17 protein-coding genes and 2 pseudogenes are annotated in these 21,094 nt (G+C 68.6%); 6 read left to right on the forward strand and 13 right to left on the reverse strand.

Annotated features, from left to right (window positions below):
- Positions 1-90: 90 nt before the first annotated feature.
- A complete protein-coding gene (locus AB0N07_RS44030) occupies positions 91-693 on the forward strand; it encodes a hypothetical protein (protein ID WP_365845377.1) in 603 nt (200 codons plus the stop codon).
- Here the strand turns inward: AB0N07_RS44030 and AB0N07_RS44035 are convergent.
- Both AB0N07_RS44035 and AB0N07_RS44040 read right to left on the reverse strand, forming a co-directional pair.
- The gene (locus tag AB0N07_RS44035; RefSeq protein ID WP_365845380.1) at positions 665-1,273 is read right to left on the reverse strand and encodes a sce7726 family protein; all 609 of its coding nucleotides are present in this window, start codon (positions 1,271-1,273) and stop codon (positions 665-667) included. The two genes, AB0N07_RS44030 and AB0N07_RS44035, sit on opposite strands and share 29 nt — an antisense overlap.
- A 122-nt stretch (positions 1,274-1,395) precedes the next feature.
- The gene (locus AB0N07_RS44040) at positions 1,396-1,614 is read right to left on the reverse strand and encodes a hypothetical protein (RefSeq protein WP_365845382.1); all 219 of its coding nucleotides are present in this window, start codon (positions 1,612-1,614) and stop codon (positions 1,396-1,398) included.
- A gap of 174 nt (positions 1,615-1,788) precedes the next feature.
- Between AB0N07_RS44040 and AB0N07_RS44045 the strand changes: the two genes are divergently transcribed.
- Positions 1,789-3,450 carry a NaeI family type II restriction endonuclease gene (locus tag AB0N07_RS44045; protein WP_365845384.1) on the forward strand — a complete coding sequence of 554 codons (1,662 nt, stop codon included), beginning with the start codon at positions 1,789-1,791 and terminating at the stop codon, positions 3,448-3,450.
- Between the two features lie 24 nt (positions 3,451-3,474).
- On the opposite strand, the pseudogene AB0N07_RS44050 reads toward AB0N07_RS44045, so the two are convergent.
- Positions 3,475-3,699, reverse strand: a pseudogene (locus AB0N07_RS44050) (transposase); the annotation flags it as partial.
- Positions 3,700-3,836: 137 nt separating this feature from the next.
- On the opposite strand from AB0N07_RS44050, the gene AB0N07_RS44055 reads away from it, so the two are divergent.
- Positions 3,837-4,838, forward strand: a complete 1,002-nt coding sequence (locus AB0N07_RS44055) for a cellulase family glycosylhydrolase (protein WP_365845386.1) — start codon at positions 3,837-3,839, stop codon at positions 4,836-4,838.
- A 194-nt stretch (positions 4,839-5,032) separates the two neighbouring features.
- Here the strand turns inward: AB0N07_RS44055 and AB0N07_RS44060 are convergent, their stop codons facing one another.
- Together AB0N07_RS44060 and AB0N07_RS44065 are read right to left on the reverse strand one after the other, a co-directional pair.
- Complete coding sequence (locus AB0N07_RS44060; protein WP_365845388.1) at positions 5,033-5,581, reverse strand: hypothetical protein; 549 nt, start codon at positions 5,579-5,581, stop codon at positions 5,033-5,035.
- Between the two features lie 327 nt (positions 5,582-5,908).
- Positions 5,909-6,516, reverse strand: a pseudogene (locus tag AB0N07_RS44065) (IS630 family transposase); the annotation flags it as partial.
- An 867-nt stretch (positions 6,517-7,383) separates the two neighbouring features.
- Between AB0N07_RS44065 and AB0N07_RS44070 the strand changes: the two are divergent.
- Together AB0N07_RS44070 and AB0N07_RS44075 are read left to right on the forward strand one after the other, a co-directional pair.
- Positions 7,384-8,190, forward strand: coding sequence for an SDR family oxidoreductase (locus AB0N07_RS44070; protein WP_365845390.1), 807 nt, complete (start codon positions 7,384-7,386; stop codon positions 8,188-8,190).
- Between the two features lie 36 nt (positions 8,191-8,226).
- Positions 8,227-9,111, forward strand: a complete 885-nt coding sequence (locus tag AB0N07_RS44075) for a helix-turn-helix transcriptional regulator (protein ID WP_365845410.1) — start codon at positions 8,227-8,229, stop codon at positions 9,109-9,111.
- A 10-nt stretch (positions 9,112-9,121) separates the two neighbouring features.
- On the opposite strand, the gene AB0N07_RS44080 is transcribed toward AB0N07_RS44075, so the two are convergent.
- The 8 genes from AB0N07_RS44080 to AB0N07_RS44115 form a co-directional block, all read right to left on the reverse strand.
- Positions 9,122-9,448 (reverse strand): hypothetical protein, encoded by a 327-nt coding sequence (locus AB0N07_RS44080; protein WP_365845392.1) that lies wholly within the window; start codon positions 9,446-9,448, stop codon positions 9,122-9,124.
- A gap of 660 nt (positions 9,449-10,108) precedes the next feature.
- Entirely contained in the window at positions 10,109-12,121 is a 2,013-nt protein-coding gene (locus tag AB0N07_RS44085) for a carbamoyltransferase C-terminal domain-containing protein (RefSeq protein ID WP_365845394.1), read from the reverse strand.
- Between the two features lie 485 nt (positions 12,122-12,606).
- Complete coding sequence (locus AB0N07_RS44090) at positions 12,607-13,350, reverse strand: NAD-dependent epimerase/dehydratase family protein (RefSeq protein ID WP_365845396.1); 744 nt, start codon at positions 13,348-13,350, stop codon at positions 12,607-12,609.
- Positions 13,350-14,399: a Gfo/Idh/MocA family oxidoreductase gene (locus AB0N07_RS44095; RefSeq protein ID WP_365845398.1), complete on the reverse strand. Its 1,050-nt coding sequence runs from the start codon at positions 14,397-14,399 to the stop codon at positions 13,350-13,352. Before AB0N07_RS44095 ends, AB0N07_RS44090 begins: the two co-directional genes overlap by 1 nt.
- Positions 14,399-15,901 (reverse strand): NDP-hexose 2,3-dehydratase family protein, encoded by a 1,503-nt coding sequence (locus AB0N07_RS44100; RefSeq protein ID WP_365845400.1) that lies wholly within the window; start codon positions 15,899-15,901, stop codon positions 14,399-14,401. The genes AB0N07_RS44095 and AB0N07_RS44100 overlap by 1 nt, the downstream gene beginning before the upstream one ends.
- Before the next feature lie 355 nt (positions 15,902-16,256).
- Positions 16,257-17,510 carry a glycosyltransferase gene (locus tag AB0N07_RS44105; protein WP_365845402.1) on the reverse strand — a complete coding sequence of 418 codons (1,254 nt, stop codon included), beginning with the start codon at positions 17,508-17,510 and terminating at the stop codon, positions 16,257-16,259.
- 339 nt (positions 17,511-17,849) lie between these two features.
- Entirely contained in the window at positions 17,850-17,975 is a 126-nt protein-coding gene (locus AB0N07_RS44110) for a hypothetical protein (protein ID WP_365845404.1), read from the reverse strand.
- Positions 17,976-18,563: 588 nt separating this feature from the next.
- A complete protein-coding gene (locus AB0N07_RS44115; protein ID WP_365845406.1) occupies positions 18,564-19,457 on the reverse strand; it encodes a LysR family transcriptional regulator in 894 nt (297 codons plus the stop codon).
- A 102-nt stretch (positions 19,458-19,559) separates the two neighbouring features.
- Here AB0N07_RS44115 and AB0N07_RS44120 point away from each other — a divergent pair, with 102 nt between their 5' ends.
- On the forward strand, positions 19,560-20,648 hold the full coding sequence (locus AB0N07_RS44120) for an alcohol dehydrogenase catalytic domain-containing protein (RefSeq protein ID WP_365845408.1): 1,089 nt from the start codon (positions 19,560-19,562) through the stop codon (positions 20,646-20,648).
- The last annotated feature ends 446 nt before the right edge of the window (positions 20,649-21,094 follow it).

Here is a 21,094-nt window from a genome sequence, read left to right on the forward strand (position 1 = left end):
CTGATCCACAAGACCGGCCCCGCCACCTACGCCCTCGCCTGCTGACCCGACACGCTCGACACCGACCAGAAGATCCTTAACTTCCCGGCCTTGCTTCTTGCCCGGCTGAAGACCGAACCGGAAGCCATTGACGTGTTGCTCGATGTGGGCGCGCTTGATCAGCCCGAGCAGGCCCTTGGGTGGGCGGTACAGGCCACATCGCTGCTGGGCGCGCTGCGGCCTTGGCGCACCCTGGTGCTGCTCTGTGGGGCCTTTCCCGCCTCCCTGCAACAGCTGGAGCGCGACCGTGTCAGCCTGCTGCCCCGCCGCGAGTTGACGCTGTGGCAAAAGGTGGGTGCCCGCTCGGGGATGGGTGAGCGGCTGGTGTTCGGGGACTATTCGATCGTGCATCCGGGCAAGCCGGCGCAGCAGACCACGGGCCCGGTGACGATCCTGGGCCGGGTGTTGTACTCCACGGCCGAGGACTATCTGGTGATCAAGGGGCGCAACATGGCCGTCTATGGCACCGCGCAGATGCCCGCCCTCGTCGTGCGCCTCAGCAATGATCCCCGCTTTCGCGGGCGGGACTTCAGCGAAGGTGAGCGCTACCTCGCCGACTGCGCCAGCAGGCAGGAAGCGGCCGGCCCTCCGGAACGCTTCATCCAGGCCGGCCACACCCAACACCTCACTCAGACGGTGCATCAGCTGAGCTAGCGGGAGCGGGCCGCTGACGGGCCCCCACCACCTGCGCCACCCGCGCCGCCAATTCCTCCACTGGCAGGGCCTCGGCCAGGATCTGCCACAGCCGATGACGGGGCAGGCGGCGGGTGGCGCCCGTCCGCCCCATCGCGCCCAGTTCGGCCAGCACTTCGTGGCGCCACAACAAGCGCGCCAACGCCACCGGCTCGAGGGTCGGGTTGGGCTGAGCCGCCCGCATCAGCGACAGGGCGGATGGCCGGCGCCCGCCCTCAGCCAGCAACACTCCCCACCAGGGCGAGATCAACGCCGAAGCAGCCGGCCAGCCGGCCTCGGTCGTCACCAGCCAGCACTGTGCGAAAATCCGGTCGTAGAAGGCGACTTGACGTGGCAGTCGATCCAGCCGATCCAGCGGGCCCTTGATCTCGAATCCCGCCAGCTGGGCGCCGATGACGGCGACATCGGCGCGCGCTTCCCCGTTGCACAGGCCCAACTCCTCACGCAGTACCGCCCCCCGCCATAGCGGCTGCTGAGAGATCCACTCTCGCACCACAGGCCGAATATCCCCATCCCGAGCCAGCCCTCTGCGCACACTCACCCCCGCACTCTAAAACGCCCCCACCCTCCGGCCCCGCACGCCTCGTGGATGCTGTCGGGCGACAGCACCCCGTGGCAGGTGTGACACAGGCCGCGGCAAACTCCCCGCTGGGGCTGGGGCGTTCAGGCGTTCTGGCCGATCAGGCCGGTCACCCCAAGGAGGGCGACCGCGCTCGCCACCGCCAGGCCGAACGCCGCTGCACCGATGCGCAAGCGGCCCCGCCAGTTGCGGTCACCGGCATCGCAGGGACCCACCACGGCCCCCGCGATCACCGCAACAAGCAGCGCGGCCGTCACCACCCACACGGCCAGTAGCAGCCTGAACGCCGAGATACCGCCCACTGCGCACCCTCCCCTTACGTTCGTCAGATCGCGTGGTCGTCATCTTCCAGCAGCCCGAGAGGACGCGCGTGCTAGTTTAGTTTGTTCAGAGAACTTTATATTTTTGGATGAACAAGGGGGGTCATGGCTGGCGTCGGGGGTGGGCAGGGGCGACCACGAGGGCCGTTGCGCGGCATGAGCGCGGCGGAAAACGAGGTGGCTACGCTTCTGAGGGATGTCGCGGATCAGGCGGGCCTGACGCTGCGTGATATCGCGCAACGGCTCACGCCCGAGATGCTCGGCGGGCGACCTGTGCCGGGGGTGGCGACCCTTTCCAAGCGGTTTGCTGGAGAGGGCCTGGATATCAACGGTGTCTTCGTCGAAGCCGTGTTGAGGCTGTGCGCACCCGATACTGCTGCGGCCAACGCGCTGTGCGAGCGGGCGACGGCTTTGCTCTCCCGGGCCTCCGAGGCCCGTCGGCGCCAGCGGGCGAGCCACGATCAGCCAATCTCCCAGAAAGATGCGGCGAGAGAGATCGCTCGGCTACGCCGCCGGGTAGCCGAACAACAGGAAGCCCTCGAGGATGAGCAGCGCAGCCGCCGGCAAGCGGAGGCGATCACCTCGATGCTGCTGGGGCTCCTGACCCGCCAACCGGTGCCGGCCTATCCCGTGCCCTCCGGCGTCGATGCGAGGCTGGAGGGGGGCGCTGCCATCGGCCTCGGCCAGCGGATGGCCACGTTGGAGGCGCAACTGGCGCAGTTGCACGACGACCTGCTGCGCCATCGCCCCCCAGCGTCCGCCGAGCACCCGCCTTCCCGCTCCTCACCCCTCGCGCAGTCGGGAGCGGACGTGCCCCTGGCCACGCCGGCCGGGACACCGTTCCCCGCCCCTGAAGAAGACGGGCCACTGCGCTTGGCGCACAGCGGGTTGCTGTCGCTCGATCCTGGCGGATTTCGTATCGCGCGGGCCGTGCGGGCAGCCTTCGACGACGTTTTGGATGGCCCCCGCACGGGCCGCTACCGGATCGCCGAACTGCAAAAGCCGGAGAAGACCTACCTGGGCCCACTGGTCGAGCGATCCTTCGTCAACACCCTGGCCCTGCCCCGCGTGGACAGCGACGACACAGCCAACCTCCTGCTCCCCCACGACATCAAAGCTGCGTTCAACTTCTCGGTCACCTTCGGCGGCTGGCTCTTCTCCCCCGAGCACATCGGTCAGCTGGTGCTGCTCCTGCACGCCGATGACGAGACCAACCGCTGGAGTTTGGGCGTCATCCGGCTGCGCGACGACTTCCTCACCCAAGGTGGCAACCGGGATACCAAGCGGCGTCTGACCCCGGAGCACCGCCGCGAGATCCTATGGCTGCATCGCGATGCCTCCTTGCCCGCCAACGGCCTCGCCGAACTCCCTACGGCGGACATGCAAGAGATCCTCAAGCAGCGTCCCGGCACCCGGGTGACGGCCCTGCTGCGCGCCGCTCAGGGCCTTCTTTTGTCCACCAACAACGTGGAGACCGTCTCGATGGGCGATCCCGGCCGCCGAGTCCGCGAAGCGCGCGACCACCTCGCCGCGGAAGGAATCATCGTGCTATCCGGAAAGCTGGCCGCACACCAACGCCTGGCCCGCCAGCTCGGCCTTCCCGTACCGGCCCCACACGAATACATCACCGCACGCCTGGCCCCCCTCAACCCTGACGAGAGCACCACACCCCACCGCAAATCTATCGACATCGGCAACCACGAACGATGGGCACTCGCCCTGCCCCACGACCCCATTCACCCATTGCCCGCACTTTTCTACCGGAACCGCATACTCGCCGGGTCTGTCCACCCAATGGGTCTTCAAAGATTTTCGTAGCCGGTGATCGCCCTTGCCCGGCTGTCAGTTGAGCAGGATGCGCTGGCGGAGGAGCGGGAAGCCGGCCCGGCCGTAGGTCTGGCGCTTCAGCAGTTTGACCTTGCGGTTGACGCCCTCGGTGCGTCCGTTGCGCCAGGGCAGGGTGAGGGCGGCGTTGACGGCGGCGCGGTCGCGTTCCAGGCCGGTCGCGAAGGAGTGCAGGAAGGGCATGTCGGCCGCGCGGGCCCGGGCAATCCAGGTGTTCAGCCGCTCTGGAATGCCCGGGAAAATCCGTCAAGAGTATTGACACACCAGCAGCCCGCTCCAACTATTACCCACAGCATCGCGCAAGAATTAACAATACCCCCCACAGGGCACCATACGAGGCGCGTGCGGAAGGGTCACACATGCCCGTTCGAGCCAGGGCCAGAGCAGCACTGACGCGGTTCCTCGCGGTCGTCGTCATGGGCGCAGCCCCGTTTCTCACCGTCGCCCTCGCGCAGCCGGCCGCAGCCGCGACCAACCAGTTCAAAGGAGTCAACTGGGCGGACGCCCGGGACAACTACCAGTCCGGCTGGGTCATTCCGAGCGGCCTGACGGCCTCCGACAGCTACGCGCAGGTCCATTCGGTCGCAGACAACTACATCAAGGCCTTCCAGTCCAACCTCGGCGCCAACACCGTGCGTCTGCCGATCAATCCGCCGAGCGTGAGTTCGTCCTGGTGGGGTGCCTACCGCGGAGCGATCGACGCGGCGCTCGGGAACGGCATGAAGGTGATCGTCAGCGCGTGGACGGAGAGCAGTTCCGTCGGCAAGGTCACAGACCAGTCCACCTGGTACTCGATGTGGTCCACCGTGATCAGCGCGTACGGCGGCAACAGCAACGTGTACTTCGAGCCGCTGAACGAGCCGTACGGCTACTCACAGAGCGACTGGATCTCCCTCTGCTCGTCCTGGCTCTCGAAGTTCTCCAGTGTCCCCAAGGGGCGGGTCGTCATCAGTGGCACGGGTTACAACGACCACGTCACCGGCGTCGGGGCCGCTTCCGCTCTGAGCGGCACTCTGCTGTCCCTGCACTACTACGGCTACTGGAACAGCTACACCCAGGAGTCGCAGTGGCAGTCCGACCTCAGCGGGCGCATCGGAAGCTATGCAAGCCGGACCATCATCGACGAGTTCGGCGCCCCCATGACCACCGGCATCGACTACCTGTCGAACCACAACGGGGCCCAGTACCAGTCCTACCTCGCCGCGGTCACCGACACGGCGCGAGCCCAGGGCATCGGAAGTGTCTACTGGCCCGGCCTGAGAGACGGGGACACGTACTCGATGGAACGGATCAACGGCAGCACTCTCGCCAACAACAACGCTTCCGGAGTCACCCAGGTGCGCTGGGGCTGGGGCAACTGACTCCCAGCCCTGATCCCCACGCTCTCGAACGCCGGTCTCACGGCAGGCCGACAGCCTTGCGGCGGAGGGTGTTGTGCGGTCCGGCCGCCGGTCTACTCCGGCGGGAAGCCCGGCGAAGTCCCTGGAGCCGAAGGAGCGGGACGAGATCCTGATGGACCGCGGAGCGCGACTCGCCATCGCCCACAGTCGGGTGGTCATCCGGCTTCGTCTTCGGAAGCCGGATGCTGCACCTGACTTCGAGCCGTGATCCGTGCCCGCTTTGTCTCCTCTCGCTGCTGCAAGGCGGCCTGGCGCTCCTGAGACTCGATCTCCAGACGCCTGGTCTCCGCGTCCAGTGCGTTCCGTCTGCGCTGCGTGGTGGCCTCGATCTTCGCCTTCGTGATAGCCGCTGCTGCCGTGAAGCTGGCGGCCACCGCGCCTCCCGTGATCAGTTCGTCAACGATCGCCGGCTCGGAAGAGCGTTGGACGGCGGCCTGGGCGGACTCGATAGGAGCGGGCTGGGCGGACTGGGCAGGAGGGGGCAGGGGGGAGCTGGTGCACGGGTCGGAAAGAGGAGCCTCGGGGAGGTGGAATTCGTGGGCGGGACACGGCCCGGGACTGCCGACGGCGAACTCGAAGTCGAACGCGCACTCCTCGCAGTAGCGGTCAGTTCGCGCCGTATTGCAGACCGGGCAGAGCTCCACCGGGCCGTCCCTGGCCCCCGGCGACTGCTTCGGCACCTGCGGCTGGGGCGGCGATGACATCGGCACACCGCACACATCACAGTAGTCATCTGCGCATGACTGGTGGCCAGTTGGGCACGTGGGCATGTCAGCAGGGTAGCCCCTGGCATGCTTTCACGGCCGACGCCAGCACGGCGGGGGCCTGATCGCCTCCGATATCACACAGTACTTTGCTTCAATTACCATCTGTCGCCGCGTCGACCTGATCTGCTCGGCTTAGGTCAAGATCACGGTTATTCGGCCCGGATCCTGACTGAAGGGTAATCCTTTCGAATCTCGTCGAACCGTGGCCCGGCCTGCCTTGTGCTGGTAGCCGGGCTGTTGAACAACCGTGCCGGCCGTGGAACGTCAACCGACTCGCTCTGTAATCACGGCGTTACCGGCCACTCGGCCGGCACGCCTCCAGTGACCTGAGTCGTAGATGCGTCGGCAGTAACTGGCCAGGCTGTTGAGGATCTGCTCGGCGGTCTTGTGCCACACGTACGGGCGAGGGTTGGTGTTCCAGTCCTTGATCCAGGCGCGGATGTCGCGTTCGAGGGTGGGAACGGAGCGGTGGACACTGCGCTGGAGCTTCTTGCAGGTGAGATCGGCGCACCACCGCTCGACCAGGTTCGGCCAGGACGAGCCGGTCGGGGTGAAGTGCAGGTCGAAACGGGGGTGCGCCAGCAGCCACGATCAGGTGCACGTCCAGGCCGGCCGGACTTCACGGTCGAGCTTGCCGAGGAACTTCTTCAACTCCGCGGTCCGGTGCCGGCGGTGGAGCGAGCCGATGACCTTCCCGCTCGCCGCGTCCAGCGCGGCGAACAGGGTGGTGGTGCCGGCCCGGAGGTAGTCGTGGCTGCGGCGGGCACCCCGGGCATCATCGGCAGCACCAGCTGGGACCGGTCCAGCACCTGGATCTGCGACTTCTCGTCCACGCACAAGACCAGCGCCCGTTCCGGCGGGTCGAGGTACAACCACACCGAGCCGTACCTGCCAATAGGCGAGACCGGTCCGTACCGCGAGCGGCTGCGGGAGCAGTTCGAGGGGGTGATCTGGCGGTTCCGGTCCAGCGCCCAGTGGGGCGGGATGACGTCCTTGCCGATGTGCAACCCGGCGGCGTCGTCGTGGGCGCGGGCAGTGATGGAGTCCACACTGATCAGGGATCACTGGCCATGGGCCCACCTCGTCACCAACGCCCTCGAACGGCTCGACCAACTGCCCAACCCAATCTGACCAGTAGCTTTCCCTCTCTGCGAGCAGCACCACGTCTCCGGACCAGTGGAACCCCGCGCCCACCTACACCTCAGTCGGAGCTCCGGCCTGCCTACCAAACGCCACGGAACGCGAACGGCCCGCCGACTCTCCGGGTTTCGCTCCAGGTCAACGGGCCCCGGCAGCGTGATCGTCCGACGACTGTCCGACCCCGGAGACCTGGGGACCCTCGGCTGGCCGGTGTGCCCTCCACGTTGACCGCACGGCACACTGCGGACTCCGGAGGAGCTACGGGATTGCGAACGGGCCAGAGTCACCGCCCGCCCCCTACTTCGTGCGCCAGGAATTCCTCGAAGGTGACGGGCTGGGCCACCTGACGGCCAGAGCCGAATACGCCGGCCCAGCGGCCCGGCGCCTCAGCTCAGAGCACCAGGCAAGGGGGCTCTCGCAGTACCTGTATCACCAGGGTCTCCCAGACGTCCAAAACGCCTGTCAACCTGGCTGAGTCGAAAGCGCCGACAACACTCCATGGACACGCACGGCAGCTTTACCCCCATCAGCTCAATCCAGCTTCCCCGAACGCGCGACCGTGTCGGCGCATCCTTCCGCGACAGAAGAGACGGAGACCAATGGCGGACAATCAATTCACCACTCACACAGAAATTTTCGATCTGAGTGGGAAGTACGCCCTTGTCACTGGCGGCACCAAGGGCATTGGAATGATGATAGCGCGCGGCCTTCTCCAGGCGGGCGCCCGCGTCGTCATCAGCTCACGCAAGGCAGACGCGTGCGCGGAGGCCCAGCATCTACTGTCTGAATTCGGCGACGTTCAAGCAATTCCCGCCGACCTCTCCAGGCACGACGAGTGTCAGCGCCTCGCTGATCTTGTCAAGGTCGACTCGGAACGCTTGGACATCCTTGTCAACAACGCGGGAGCGATGTGGCGCGAGCCGCTGGCGACGTTCCCGGACGAGGCCTGGGACACAGTGATCGACCTCAACCTCAAGTCGCCGTTCTGGCTCGTGCAGGCACTGCTCCCCGCACTTCGCAGGGCGGGCACCGCCGATGATCCCGCGCGGATCATCAACATCGGCAGTATCGCCGCCATCCACGTCGCCCAGGCGCCCAACTACTCGTACGCCAGCAGCAAAGCGGCACTCCATCAACTCACCAGAGTGCTTGCCAGAGAGCTGGGCCCACAGCACGTCACGGTGAACGCGGTAGCACCGGGGGTGTTCCCGTCGCAGATGATGGCGTCCACACTCCATGCCATCGGCGACACAATCGCGGCGGCGGCCCCTCTGCGCCGACTCGGCCGCGACGACGACATGGCGGGTATCGCCGTGTTTCTCGCCAGCCGGGCCGGGTCCTACCTCACGGGCGCCATCATCCCGGTAGACGGCGGCATCGCGACGACCGCAACGGGCACCCCTTAGGCTGCGGGACGGGCTTACGGTGAGGGGATGGCCACGATGGATCCACGCACCGAGATCCGGGAGTTTCTCAGCTCGCGTCGCGCCCGCATCACGCCCGAGCAGGCGGGCCTGCCCGCCTACGGCGGCAATCGTCGGGTCAAAGGTCTGCGCCGCGAAGAGGTAGCGCTACTGGCGGGGGTATCGGTCGACTACTACGTGCGCATGGAGCGCGGCAGCCTCGCCGGTGCCTCCGATGGCGTGCTCGATGCGCTGGCCTCTGCCTTGCAACTCGACGAGGCCGAGCGCCGCCACCTGTTCCGCCTCGCGCGCCGATTCAGGGCGCCCGGCGGCCCAGGTCGGCGTAGGCCTGCCGTGACAGTGCGCTCGACGCTGCAACAGGTGCTCAACGCGATTTCCGATGCGCCGGCCTGGATCGGGAACGGACGTTATGACGTGCTCGCCATGAATCAACTCGCCCGCGCGCTGTTTTCACCGGTGCTGGCCGACCCGCGACGGCCCGCGAACACGACGCGGTTCGTCTATCTAAGCCCCGAGGCGGCCAGGGACTTCTTTGTCGACTACGACCAAGTTGCCGGTGACGCGGCCGCGAAGCTACGTATGGAAGCCGGCCGCAATCCGCACGACGAGGAGCTGATCGCCCTGGTCGGTGAACTGTCAACGTGCAGTGAGCTGTTCCGACAGCGGTGGGCGTCTCAGGACGTGCGGCTGCACCGGTCCGGACGCAAGCGGGTGCACCATCCGATAGTGGGCCGGCTCGACTTGGATGTCGAGTCCCTGGAACTGCCCGCTGAACCCGGCCTGCACCTCAACGTCTACACCGCACCCGCGGGCACGCCGACCGCTGACAATCTAGGGCTCCTGGCGTCGTGGGCAGCTACCCAACAGACGCTGGCGACCGAGCTCGAAGCACACAACGGATAGTCCAACCCCTTCAGCCGAGATCGCGGGCGCCGGCGACCTTCAGGCGGGCCGCGGGCAGGTCAGTGAATGCGTCGAAGTCCGTGAACTGGACTCCGTGTTCCCTGGCTACGGCCATGAGGTCGTCGGGCAGGTAGTAGGCGGCGGTCGTCTGCGCCGGGCTGACCTGGACGGAGGCGGCGACCGCCTCTGTCCGGCCGCGCGTGTGGTTGCGCTCGCCGCTCATCTCGGGCACTCGTCCTGGGGGGTTGGGGAAGCCATGGGAGCGCAGGAAGCACTCCCGGTAAACGTGCCAGCCGGTGTCCTCGCCACGGCGCTGCTGGGGTGTTGAGGTGCTCACCGGCGCCCGCTCCCTTGATCCTTTGGGGCATCGAGGCGATCAGCACGGCCACCCCGTGCGGGCTATCTGAGGGAAGCGTCGGTGGTCCCGCACCATGCCCTGCTGACCGAGGGCGTCTACGACGGTACGGGAGCCGCACCGTTTCCGGGCTACGAGTAGCGACGATTGCGCGGCGTTCCTCGCGTGCCTGCTCGATCCGTTCCTCCAACGCCTCGTACCACTGCTCCCCCTGCGCGCCGCAGTTGTCCCGGATGCCGTGCTTGAGGTCGAAGAGGTGTTGGCGTTCAGGTTACGGACCATGCCGAGCCCCTGGTCGACCTGCCTCCGCAGCTCACCCTGCGAGTGGGACAGCTGTGCCACGGAGGCACGCATCTCGGTGCGCGCGTCTGCTCAGATCGACGGCCCACGCCGCAGGGCGGCCCGCACCGTCGGATCGCGCAGCACCGACTCGGCGAAACCGGCGGGCAGCGCTTCGAGAGTCGGAACCGGCCCGGACGGCCAAGCCCCTGAACTCCACCCCGGCTGCCGGCACCACCTTGTGCCCGCGAGCCTTCAGCTCAAGCCGAGCACCATGAACGGCTGCACGTCACCGCGCGAACCAATGGTCAGCAGGACGATCCGCATCGTTCTCCTCGAGTCCGTCACTCCGCTGGACGGGCGTCAGGCCGGGGTCAGCGTCAGGTACCGCTGCTGCCAGATTTCGTACAGCTCGGCACGCACCTCGTCGGGGACGACGCCGGCCTCCTTCGCCAGCTCGCCGACGGTGCGCACGCCGTCCACGACGCTGAGCAGCGTGAACAGCTCCTCCGACACCCTGGTCACCGGAGCTCCGGCGTAGTCCAGGGAGATCTCGTGCCAGGCGGGACCTGCTGCGGCGGCCCCGGCGCCGAGCCTGCGGGCCAGCCTGGTCACCGGCCGCAACCGGGGAACGAGTGCGTCCAGGTCGGCCGATGGAGCCGCCGAACGCCGGCGCACCAGGAAGTCCTCGACCACCAGGTAATCCAGATCGGTGGTGAGGAAGCACGTCACCACGTCGTCGATGGTCTGCACGATCGGCTCTGCGTTGTTGTTGAAGGACGTGTTGAGCAGCACCGGTGTCCCGGTGCGCTCGCCGAAGGCCGCGACGAGCCGGTGGAACCGTTCGTTCGCGACCGGGTCGACGACCTGCACCCGCGCGGTGCCGTCGATGTGGGTGACCGCGCCCAGGTCCGGCCGGCGCTCCTCGCGGATGGGAACCACATAGGACATGAAGTCGTAGTTCGCCTCGGTGGCGGGCAGGTCGAAGTAGTCGGCGGCGGCCTCGGCGGTGACCACGGGCGCGAACGGCCGGTAGCTCTCCCGCTGCTTCACCATCGCGTTGATCCTGGTCTGGTTCTCCGCCGGCCGGGCGTCCGCGATGATGCTCCGGTTGCCCAGCGCCCGCGGGCCGAACTCCGAACGTCCTTGCGCCCAGCCCAAGACCGCGCCGTCGGCCAGCAGTCCGGCCGCGACCGGCACGATGTCCTCGTGCCGCTCGAAGTCGAGCACCGCACCCCACGCGCCCAGGCGGTCGCGGACCTCCGCCTCGGTACCCAGCGCGGGGCCTGAGCTCGCGGTGCGGGACCTGCGGACCGGCCGGGCCGCACCGCCCAACTGGTCGGCCGCGAGGAAAGCGGCACCCTCGCTCGCGCCGGCGTCGTGCGACGCCGGGTGCACGAACACCTCGCGGAACAGCCCGGAGCGCAGGATGTTGCCGTTGAGGGTAGAATTGTGGGCCACGCCGCCGCCGAAACACAGCCGGGACAGGCCGGTCGACTCGGCCCAGTGCGTCAGCACGTGCAGCACGATCTTCTCCAGCGCCTCCTGGGTCGCGGCGGCGAGGTCCTTGTGCTGCTGGGTGAACGGCTCGCCCTTGCGGCGCGGCGTGATGCCCCTCGCGAGCATCGACGGGCCGACCAGGTCGGGCACCGTCATGTTCGGCAGCAGGTTGTAGTCGCCCTTGTCGCCCAACAGGTACAGCGAGCTGAGGGCGTCGCGGAAGGTCGCCGGGTCGCCGTAGGGTGCCAGGCCCATCACCTTGTACTCGTCGCCGAAGCCGTAGCCGAGCAGCTGGGTGGCGTTGAGGTAGAGCATGCCCAGTGACTTGAAGATCGGGTAGTCGGCCAGCTTCTCCAGCTGTCCCCCGCCCGCCCGGTAGACGGTGCCGGAGTTCTCCTCGCCGCGGCCGTCCAGGACCAGCACCAGCGACTCCGGCATCCCGGACCGGGCCACCGCCGCTATCGCGTGCGCGTCGTGGTGCGGGGTGAAGACGAGCTTGTCGTCGCTGAGATCCCAGTCGAACTCCTCGGCGAACCACTGTTTGATCAGCTGGCGGCAGTACACCGTGGGCACCTTCGGGTGGACGGTGTAGAAGAAGTTGAGCGTGGTGTCGACGAAGTCCTCAGGGAAGTAGTACGCCACGCCGTCGAGCTGGTCGACCGTCACCCCCGCCACATCCAGGCACGCGCGGATCGCGTTGACCGGGAACTTGGTGGTCTTCTTGATCCGGTTGAACCGTTCCTCCTCGACGGCGGCGATCACCTCGCCGTCCCGCACCAGACACGCAGCCGAGTCGTGGAACACCTGATCCGGCAGGAGGGGGACCAGATCCGAGTCCCGCGCGGAGAAGTTTCCGCTCAACCCGAGCACCAACATCGTGACCACCCCAAATCGTCGTTGACTTGACAACCCGCCTGCCGTCAGGCTTCGGCCCCTGCCGGACCACGACACTGAGTGGATGCGGGATCTGAGAGTTCTGCAGCAGCCTAAGCGGGACGGATAGCGGATGAATATCGCCGACGGCTGGACCGGACGCGCCTGGTCAGGACGACAATCCGTTGCGCGGCAGCGGAAGCCGATACCGCAGGCTCAGGGCTCCCGGTGGCGTCCGTGGCCGGCAGGGTGGGCCACGAAGGCGATCCGCACGGCCCCCGCTCTCGAGGCTGCGGAGCTCGGCCTCACCGAGTTCGACAAGCAGTTCGGTGCGCAATACCCCGGCGCGGTCGATGTATGGCGGAACGCCTAGGGACGAGTTCGCCCCGTTCCTCGACTTCCGCCCGAGCTTCGTAAGATCGGGTACGCCACCAATGCGCTCGAATCCATCAACTTCCGGCCAGCGGGAAACACCGGCTGGGGCGAGGTCAGCCGGCGTAGTCGGCCACGTACCGGTCGAGTAGCCGATCGAGGTGGCCGGCGCCGCCCGGCAGGACGGCGGTCGGCAGCAGGGCCCGCAACCGGGCGGTGGAGACCGTCGTGCGCACCGGCGGGGCGTCGACGACCTCGAGCCGGGCCGGCACGCCCATCCGAGCCCGCACCCCGGCGGCGATCGCGGTCACCGCAACCGGTGTGCCGGAGGCGACGTGCACCACCTCGCCGTGCACGCCGGCCGCCAGCAGACCGTCCACAGTGGACACGACATCGCGTACGTCGACCAGATCTCGGTAGGTGTCCCGGTACAGTCGGACGGTTCCCGAACGCACCTGCTCGACGAACGCCGGCAGCAGTTGGTGCGGCCGCTGTCGTGGGCCGACGACGTGCGCCAGCCGCAGCACGAGCCAGTTCGCGCCCGAGTCCGCCACCTGCTGCTCCAGCCCGAGTTTGTGCCGCCCGTAGGGCGAACTCGGCGAGACGGGTTCCCGTTCCTCCACGATGTGGTCGGTCGAGCCGTACATCGCGTGCGACGCGGTCGACAGCACCACCGCGGTCAGGTTCTCTCGCAGGCAGCGCTGCGTCACATCGGTCATGAGCGCCCGCTCCCGGGCGAACTCCGCCGGATCGGTCACCCGTATGCTGGACACACCGGCAGCCACCACCACAGCGTGCGGGTGCCGGTCGGCGATCGTGCTGAGGTGGCTTGCTATGAAGCCCCGGCCGATGACGAGCATCAGTGTCCTCCGGACACGGTGACGACGCGAGCGGATGCCCTGATGGCGTCGAGAAGTTCGGCGGTGCACAGGGTGTCGGCGTTGGACGCCGCTGCCGAGTTCGGCACGCCGGCTCGGCGGGCTCGGACCTCGGCGGTGAAAGCAGCAGCCGATCGGGCGAACTGGTCGGCGGCCGGCGTCACGATCTCCTCGGCATGGTCCTGTTCATCGATGCGCAGCACCGGCTGGTGGGTCGCGGGTGGGGTGAACGCGCGCTCCAGCAGCAGCTGGGCGGACGAGCCCCACAGCCGGTAGCGGGAACCGTAGCCGTGCCGGAAGCCGAACTCGGCCGTCACGACCACGTCGCCGGTCGTGAGCAGCACGCTGCCGGACACGTCGACTCCGGTGACAGGATCCACGTGCAGCACCGCGCCGGCGACCTCGATGTCGTTGCCGAACAACAGTTGTGCCGCCCGGATCGGGTAGACACCGACGTCCAGCAACGCCCCGCCGCCCAGTTCGGGCCGGTAACGCACGTCGGCGTCGGGAAGCGGCGGGAAGCAGAACGAGCTGGTGAAGTGCCGAGGCTCGCCGATTCGACCGGCGGTCACCAGGTTCCGCACGACGGCGTGCACCGGGTGGTGCAGGAACGTGAAGTTCTCCCGCAGCACGAGGTTGTTCACTTCGGCCAGGCGCACCAGGTCAGCGGTGTCGGCGGCGCAGGTCGTCAGCGGTTTCTCCGCCAGGACGTGCTTTCCGGCCGCGAGCGCGGCCGCAGCCCACTCGTAATGGAGGGAGTTCGGCAGCGGGACGTAGACGGCGTCGATGTCGGTGCGCTCCAACAGCGCCGCGTACCCTTCGATCGGCTCGCCACCGAACCGCTCGGTGAACGCCGCGGCCCTGGAGCGATCCCGGCTCGCGATGGCCGCGACCGACACCCCGGCTGTACCGGTCAGAGCAGGTAGCATTCGCCGCCACGCGGTGGATGCCGCCCCCAGCACACCGATCCGCACCGTCGCCGCCGGGTCGAAGTCCGCTCCGGGGGCGGGTTCCGCGAGAGGCCGGACCATCAGGCGCCCCCACCCGGCGCGACCGGACTGTCGTCATCGAGGCGAGCCACGAGGCTGTGCAGGCACGCCACCAGACTGCGGGCCTGCACGTTCACGTAGTGGCTGTGCCGTAGCAACCCGACGATCTGGGCCATGGTCATCCACCGGTGCCGGGCCGGTCCGGCGCCGTTCGCCACCACCGGGTCGACCTCGACGATCACGTACCGGGTACGGGCGTGGAAGAACCGGCCGCCCTCCTCGGAGAGCTCGGTGTCGAACCGGATCCGGTCGGCCGGCGCGGCCAGCACGTCGTCCAGGAAGGGCGGCCTGGCCTCGGCCGGCAGGTGCTCGTAGTTCTCCGGCGTGCACTGCACCGTCGGCGCCAGCTCGACGAAGTCCAGGTGCCCCGGCTCCACCTGGGCGCTGACCAGTATGTGCAACACCCCGGAGAACCGGGCGACCAGGAACGCCACGACGCCGAGCCCGTGCGGGGCGATGATCGGCTGCGTCCAGCTGTCGATCTCGCGGCCCCCGCCGTCCACCGCGACCGCGCGGATGTCGAAGAAGACGCCCGTGTCGTGAGTGATCCGGTCGGGCTGCCGGCGCCAGCCGCGCACCTCGCACAGCGGGATCGGGGTGGCCTCGACCTCGCGGCGGGACCGCAGATCGGTGATCCAGCTCAGGATCTCGCCGTCGGTGTGCAGTGCGCCCCACTCCGTTCCGATCGAGCGCACGAGGGCCGCCCGGAACCCGGACGCGCCACAGCCCAGCTCGCCCACGAGGTTCGGTCCGGAGAAGGACAGGCAGGACAGCACAGTGCGCGTGTTCATGTTGACCAGGTTGTCCTCGGTGAGCAGCGCGTGCACCTGGCCCAGTGACAGCCAGCAGAAGCCGGGCAGCACCTCGACGTCCGCGGTGGCCTCCACGACGATGTTGCGGTTGCGTTTGCGGTAGAACCACGAGCCTTGCTCGGACTGCAGCACGTCGGCGAGCACCGACTGCGGTGGCGCGGACAGGAACATGTCCAAATAGGGCACCGGGCGGCCGCGGTGTACCGCGGTGTAGTTGCTCTGCGTGGCCTGCACGGTTGGGGACAGTTGCAACACGTTGCAGTTGCCCGGCTCCATCTTGGCCTGCATCAGGCAGTGCAGTACCCCGTCGAACTCCTTGACCAGGATGCCCAGCACGCCGGTCTCCGGCTGATTGATGATCGGCTGCGACCAGCTCGCCACCGGGCCGTGAGCAGCAGCCACCGACAGGCCCTCGACGGCGAAGAACTTTCCGCTGTCGTGCACTAAGTTGCCGGTGTCATCAGCGAAACGCCAGCCGACCAGGTCGGCGAAGTCGATACCGGCGACCGTGGTGGTCCTGGCCACGGCTAGCCGTTCGGCGAACCAGGACCGGAAGTCCGGTGTGGCCGTCACGGTGCCCTGGGTGGACAGTGCTGATCGGACGACACGCAGCGCCGCCGACGGGTCGTGGGTCCGAAGTAGACCACCGGGGGTGGCCGGGGATGCGGTCATTCGGACTCCTTCGTGGATACCCCGACCTTCAGGCCGGGAAGAGAACGAACTTCTGCGGAGCAGGACAAGAAACGGGGTTCACCCGGAGGGCGAACGAGCGTCGTGTGCGTTCGGTCAGCCACTCCGGGGCGAAACCAAGCTGCGGACCGGCCTACCACCGGGGCGGCGGGGATGAAGACTGTGGAGCTCGTGCAAGACCGATGGCCGGCACTGCGGCCATCGCCGTGAAAGAGGGTCGACAACGGGCCGTGAAGCAGAGAGTGCGACTCGTGAGGGTCGGATCTCCCTGCTAGAGCTAGGAGAGCGGTCAAGGTTCCTCCAGTTCCGGCTGGGGAGGGGCTGCCACCGGAAGCCGTCAGCGCCGGGTGACGGCGTGTTTCTCGATGACGTCTGCGGCGGCGGCCACGCCTCGATCAGCGCGCACCGCCTCCGCCAGCGCCGCCACCCGAGTGGCGATCGCCGGATCGTCGATGGCGGTTCGCACGGCGGCGGCCAGCCGGTCGCCCGTCAACCGGGAAAACGGCACCGGCGGCGGTGCGACGCCCAGCGTGGCCATCCGGCTCGCCCACACCGGCTGGTCTGCATAGCAAGGTACGACGACCTGTGGCACGCCGGCGGACACCACGGCCGCGGTGGTGCCCTGGCCGCCGTGGTGCAGTACGGCGGCGGCTCGGGGCAGCAGCCAGACGAAGTCGGCGCTTTCGGTCCGGATCGCCTCGACGCCGACGGGCAGCGGGCCGTCCGGGCCGCCGACGACCACCAGCCGGTGCCCGGTCGCCGCCGCTGCCGCCACGCTCGCCGCGAGCAGGCCGGGACCGTCCAACGCCCAGGCGCTGCCGAAGGTGGCCACCAGCGGCGGATCGCCGCGTTCGACGAACTCGGTCACCTCCGCCGGATTGTCCCAACGCACGTTGTCCGACCAGTACCCGGTGATGTGACAGTGCTCCGGCCAGTCTGCGGGCGGCGCGAACACGTGCGGGCTGAACTGGTACAGCAGCGGCCGGGTGACCCCGTCGTCACGGAAGGGTGAGCGGAGCCCGAGTCGCGGCAGCCCGGCGGCGGTCCGGCCGCGGTTCACGCTGGGCCGGTACACCAGCCACTCCAGCGCGCCCATGGCCCGGTGGGTGAACCGGTTGTAACCGCCGCCCAGCGACAGCTCCGGCGCGCCCAGCGCGGGCCACGCGGCGGTCTCGGTCACCGGCCAGGACGCGACCGAACACCACGGCACGTCCGGCCGGGCCAGCGCGCCGATCCGGGTCAGCGTGGTGTTGACGACCATGTCCGCGCCCTCGCCGACGGCCACCATCTCGTCGATCAGGGCCTGCTGCTGGGCACCGGTCAGCCGTGGCGCGGCCATGGCCATCCGGTATATCGACGGCCCACGCCGCAAGGCGGCCCGCACCTTCGGATCGCGCAGCACCGACTCGGCGAAGCCGGCGGGCAGCGCTTCGAGAGCCCGGAAGCCGAGACCGGCCCGGTCGGCCATGCTCCTGAACTCCGCCCCGGCTGCCAGCACCACCTCGTGCCCACGAGCCTTCAGCTCAACGCCGAGCACCACGAACGGCTGTACGTCACCGCGCGAACCAATGGTCAGCAGGACGATCCGCATCGTTCTCCTCGAGTCCGTCACTCCGCTGGACGGGCGTCAGGCCGGGGTCAGCGTCAGGTACCGCTGCTGCCAGTGGTCCTCGCCCGTCGATGAGCTGACAGCCCGCCCGTCATCGAGCAGCCCCGGCCAGGCCGAGACTAGGCGGGACGGATAGCGTCCGGATATCGCCGGACAGAGGAACCCGGCAACCACGACACACCAGGCATCTCGTGTTCGCCGCGAAGTGCTCACTCGTCTCGCCTTACTCGTTCCGTGCGGTCGTGCCCGTCAGTGGAATCCAGCACGCTGCCGTACTCCCGCACCCAGGGCCATTGCGTGATCGAGATCTGTCCGGGTTCGTCAGGCGAGTCCGAGGGCTCGTAGGGGCCGGGTGCAGTCGCGGCTGGTGTGGTGGAGGGCGGCGGCGATGTTGGTCTTGCCGTTCTGGCGCAAGACGCTGATGGCGAGGTTGCGCAGGCTCGCCATGGTGTGGGGCAGGGCGCCGGTGCGGATCTTGGAGTCGTCTTCGCGGAAGGTTCGGTCCCGCGCATGGTGTTGGAGGTCACTGGGCGCGCACCAACCGCCGTGTAGTGCGCGCCGAGCGGGGTCGGCACGCGGCTGGTGCTGGGCGTCGTTCGGTTCATCCCCGGTGGCGCCTGCGGTAGCGCGTGGGCTGCCACGGCGGGTTCGGCTGGCCGCTGGGCTACTGCCACGTTCGGCGACGACGCTGCGGCGGCTTCGGAGGCGGGTACGCCGCCTGGCGCTGCCGGATCTTCTCAACGAGGTGCTGGATCTGTCGCAGTCGCTCCGGCGAGAGTTCCAGCCGGTTCTGGTCCATCACGAGGCCTCCGTGCTCAAGGGGTTGGTCACCGCACCTTCACCGCCGCGACGAAGCATCTCGTAGCTGGCTCCTGACCTCCTGGACAGGACTGGTGCCCGGTGAGCCGAACGATGGCTCTATTCACGAGTATTGAAGTCAGTTGTTCACGGGTCTGGGAGGCACCCCTTTGCTGATGCCGAGGTACACGCGCCCTTGGCGGGCTGTGGCACCGAATCTCATGGCCGGCGGCATTATCAGGTGGTCGAGGCAATTGCTCGGGCGACGGCCGTGATCGCCGGGGTGGGACGACCGGGGAGCCGCGCCACGAGAACCCGGCGGATCTCGGGGGGTGCGCCTTCGACGTGCAGCAGGCTCACCCCGGGCGGCAGCACCGGCGAGAGCCGCAAGGGCACCGTTGTCACTCCGAAGCCACCGGCGACCAGCTGAAGCTTCGTCAGCCAGTCGCGCGCGCAGTGGACGATGTCCGGCCGTCCGGGCAGGCCGGGCCAGACGCCGAGCAGTGGCTCGGCGTTCGACGCCGGAGCGGCGATCCACGGGGCGTCGACCAGTTCGTCGACGTGCACGGCGGTGCGGCCGGCGAACTCTCCGGTCGAAGGCACCGCCACGACCAGTTCGGTGTCCGTGACGGTCTCGACGTGCAGGCGCGGCGACTCGCCGTCCAAAGGCCGGTGGGGCGGGCGGGACGTCAGCACGGCAAGGTCGATCGAGCCCGCGCGCAGTGCCCGGGCCAGGGAGGGCGTGGTGCCCTCGGTAGTCGTGACCGTGATCTGCGGGTCGGTCGCCGCGAGGCGGGTGAGTGCGGGCGGCAGGATGGCTGCGCCCGCGCTCAGGAACAGTCCGAGCCGCACCAGTTCGGTACGCGAGACGGTGCCGGTGAGGTCGCGCTCGGCCTCTGTCAGACAGTCCAGGATCGTGCGGGCGTGGCGCAGCAGAGTCAGACCCGCGGGGGTGAGCCGCACTCCGTCAGGACGGCGTTCGAACAGGGCGGTGCCCGCGCTTCGTTCGAGGGCGGCGGCCTGGCGTGAGACCGCCGACTGTGTGTAGCCGAGCCGGGTGGCTGCTGCGGTGAAGCTGCCGGACTCGGCGATCTGCCGCAGGACCCGTAGGCCTGTGCTGGAGATGTCCATGCGGGATACGCATACCACAGATGCTTGATCGTCGCTTCCCGCATGGCCGCCGGGTTCCTAGTGTCGATCCAGACGAACACGGACGAACACGGAGGTCATCACGTGCGAGCAGCAGTCCTGACGCAGTTCGGTGCCCCGCTCACGGTGCGGGAGGTTCCCGACCCCGAGGCCGGCGGCGGCGAGGTGGTGGTCGAGGTCCTCGCCGCCAGCGTGGCGCCCTACGCGGCTGAGGTCTTCAGCGGCGAGCGGAACTACCCCCTGGTCCCTCCCGTCGTGCCCGGGACCGGCGGCGTGGGGAGGGTCGTCCACGTGGGCCCGGACGCCACCCGGCTGCGCCCCGGCGACCTGGTGTGGTGCGACTCGACGGTGCGCTCGCGGGACGACGCCCTGACGCCCGACATCACGCTCCAGGGCTGGAGTTCCCGCGGCGAGGGCGGCGCGCGCCTCGCCCGGTACCTGCACGACGGATCGTTCGCCGAGCTCATGCGGGTCCCGACGGAGAACGTCTACCCGCTCCCGGCAGCGGCGGGGGACGACCCGGCCCGCTGGGCCGCGCTCGGCGTGCACGTCATCCCTTACGGCGGGCTGCTGGCCGGCGGGCTCGCAGCCGGTGAGACGCTGCTCGTCAACGGGGCCACCGGCAACCTCGGCAGCAGTGCGGTCGCGGTCGCGCTCGCCATGGGGGCGGGCCGCGTGGTCGCCCCAGGCCGCAACCAGGCCGCGCTCGACCTCCTCGCCGACCGGTTCGGGCCGTTCGTGCGTCCGGTCCCGCTCACCGGGGACGAGGCAGGCGACCGCGCGGCGATGTCCGCGGCGGCCGACGGCCCGATCGACATGGTGATCGACCTGCTACCGCCGAGCGCACCCAGCTCGGCAGCGCGCACGGCAACCATGACCGTGCGCGAATACGGCCGCGTCGTTCTCATGGGCGGCGTCGGCATGCTCGGTGGCGACGACTTCGCCCTCCCCTACCCATGGATCATGCGCAACTCGATCACCGTGCGCGGCCAGTGGATGTACCCGCGTACAGCGAACGTCGGCATCATCCGGCTCCTCGCCTCGGGCACCCTGGACCTCGCGCCCGAAAGGGTCAGGTCGTTCGACCTCAACGCTGTCAACGACGCCGTCACGTACGCCGCCGCACATGGTGGCCCGTTCGACCGCACCACCCTCACCCCACCGGCTCGCTGACGGGGGACGCGGCGCTGACATGCCGGAGGGCATCAAGCTGACCAGGTAACTCGCCGCAGCGATCTTGAATGTACATGTACAGGGCGTGGGGGGACTGGCGAATGATCATTCGATAACCCACGCGTGGATCAGTTTGGGTTGCTTGCCGATCCGGGCACTGGGACTATCCACCTACGCCCCTGCATCACAGATGGCTTCACCCACGTGGAACAGGGACTTTCGTGGACCATGGTTGGCTCCTGGTCCACAGCGCCGACCCGGCAGCCCTACGGCGACCGGCTACGTGAGCGAGCCCGGACCAACTGGTCCGGCGGCCACGGTGTACGCCCACCGCTTCGACGCGCCCAACGACGAGGCGGCCGGCATGATCGGCGGCAGCGCAGTCGAACTTGCGGGCCGCCGAGGAGCCCAGGTCGGCCGAGGCGACGTCGATGACGCGGAACGGC

It is taken from the genome of Streptomyces sp. NPDC051172, from assembly GCF_040682555.1.
In the GTDB taxonomy this organism is placed as follows: Bacteria; Actinomycetota; Actinomycetes; order Streptomycetales; family Streptomycetaceae; genus Streptomyces.

Excerpts from the sequence above, each read along its gene's own strand:
- AB0N07_RS44070 (WP_365845390.1), top strand. The coding sequence starts at position 7,384 with ATGGCGGACAATCAATTCACCACTCACACAGAAATTTTCGATCTGAGT.
- AB0N07_RS44045 (WP_365845384.1), top strand. The coding sequence starts at position 1,789 with ATGAGCGCGGCGGAAAACGAGGTGGCTACGCTTCTGAGGGATGTCGCG.
- AB0N07_RS44115 (WP_365845406.1), bottom strand. The coding sequence starts at position 19,457 with ATGGACATCTCCAGCACAGGCCTACGGGTCCTGCGGCAGATCGCCGAG.
- AB0N07_RS44085 (WP_365845394.1), bottom strand. The coding sequence starts at position 12,121 with ATGTTGGTGCTCGGGTTGAGCGGAAACTTCTCCGCGCGGGACTCGGAT.
- AB0N07_RS44095 (WP_365845398.1), bottom strand. The coding sequence starts at position 14,399 with ATGGTCCGGCCTCTCGCGGAACCCGCCCCCGGAGCGGACTTCGACCCG.
- AB0N07_RS44090 (WP_365845396.1), bottom strand. The coding sequence starts at position 13,350 with ATGCTCGTCATCGGCCGGGGCTTCATAGCAAGCCACCTCAGCACGATC.
- AB0N07_RS44075 (WP_365845410.1), top strand. The coding sequence starts at position 8,227 with ATGGATCCACGCACCGAGATCCGGGAGTTTCTCAGCTCGCGTCGCGCC.
- AB0N07_RS44055 (WP_365845386.1), top strand. The coding sequence starts at position 3,837 with ATGCCCGTTCGAGCCAGGGCCAGAGCAGCACTGACGCGGTTCCTCGCG.
- AB0N07_RS44110 (WP_365845404.1), bottom strand. The coding sequence starts at position 17,975 with ATGGCGAGCCTGCGCAACCTCGCCATCAGCGTCTTGCGCCAGAACGGC.
- AB0N07_RS44100 (WP_365845400.1), bottom strand. The coding sequence starts at position 15,901 with ATGACCGCATCCCCGGCCACCCCCGGTGGTCTACTTCGGACCCACGAC.
- AB0N07_RS44060 (WP_365845388.1), bottom strand. The coding sequence starts at position 5,581 with ATGTCATCGCCGCCCCAGCCGCAGGTGCCGAAGCAGTCGCCGGGGGCC.
- AB0N07_RS44105 (WP_365845402.1), bottom strand. The coding sequence starts at position 17,510 with ATGCGGATCGTCCTGCTGACCATTGGTTCGCGCGGTGACGTACAGCCG.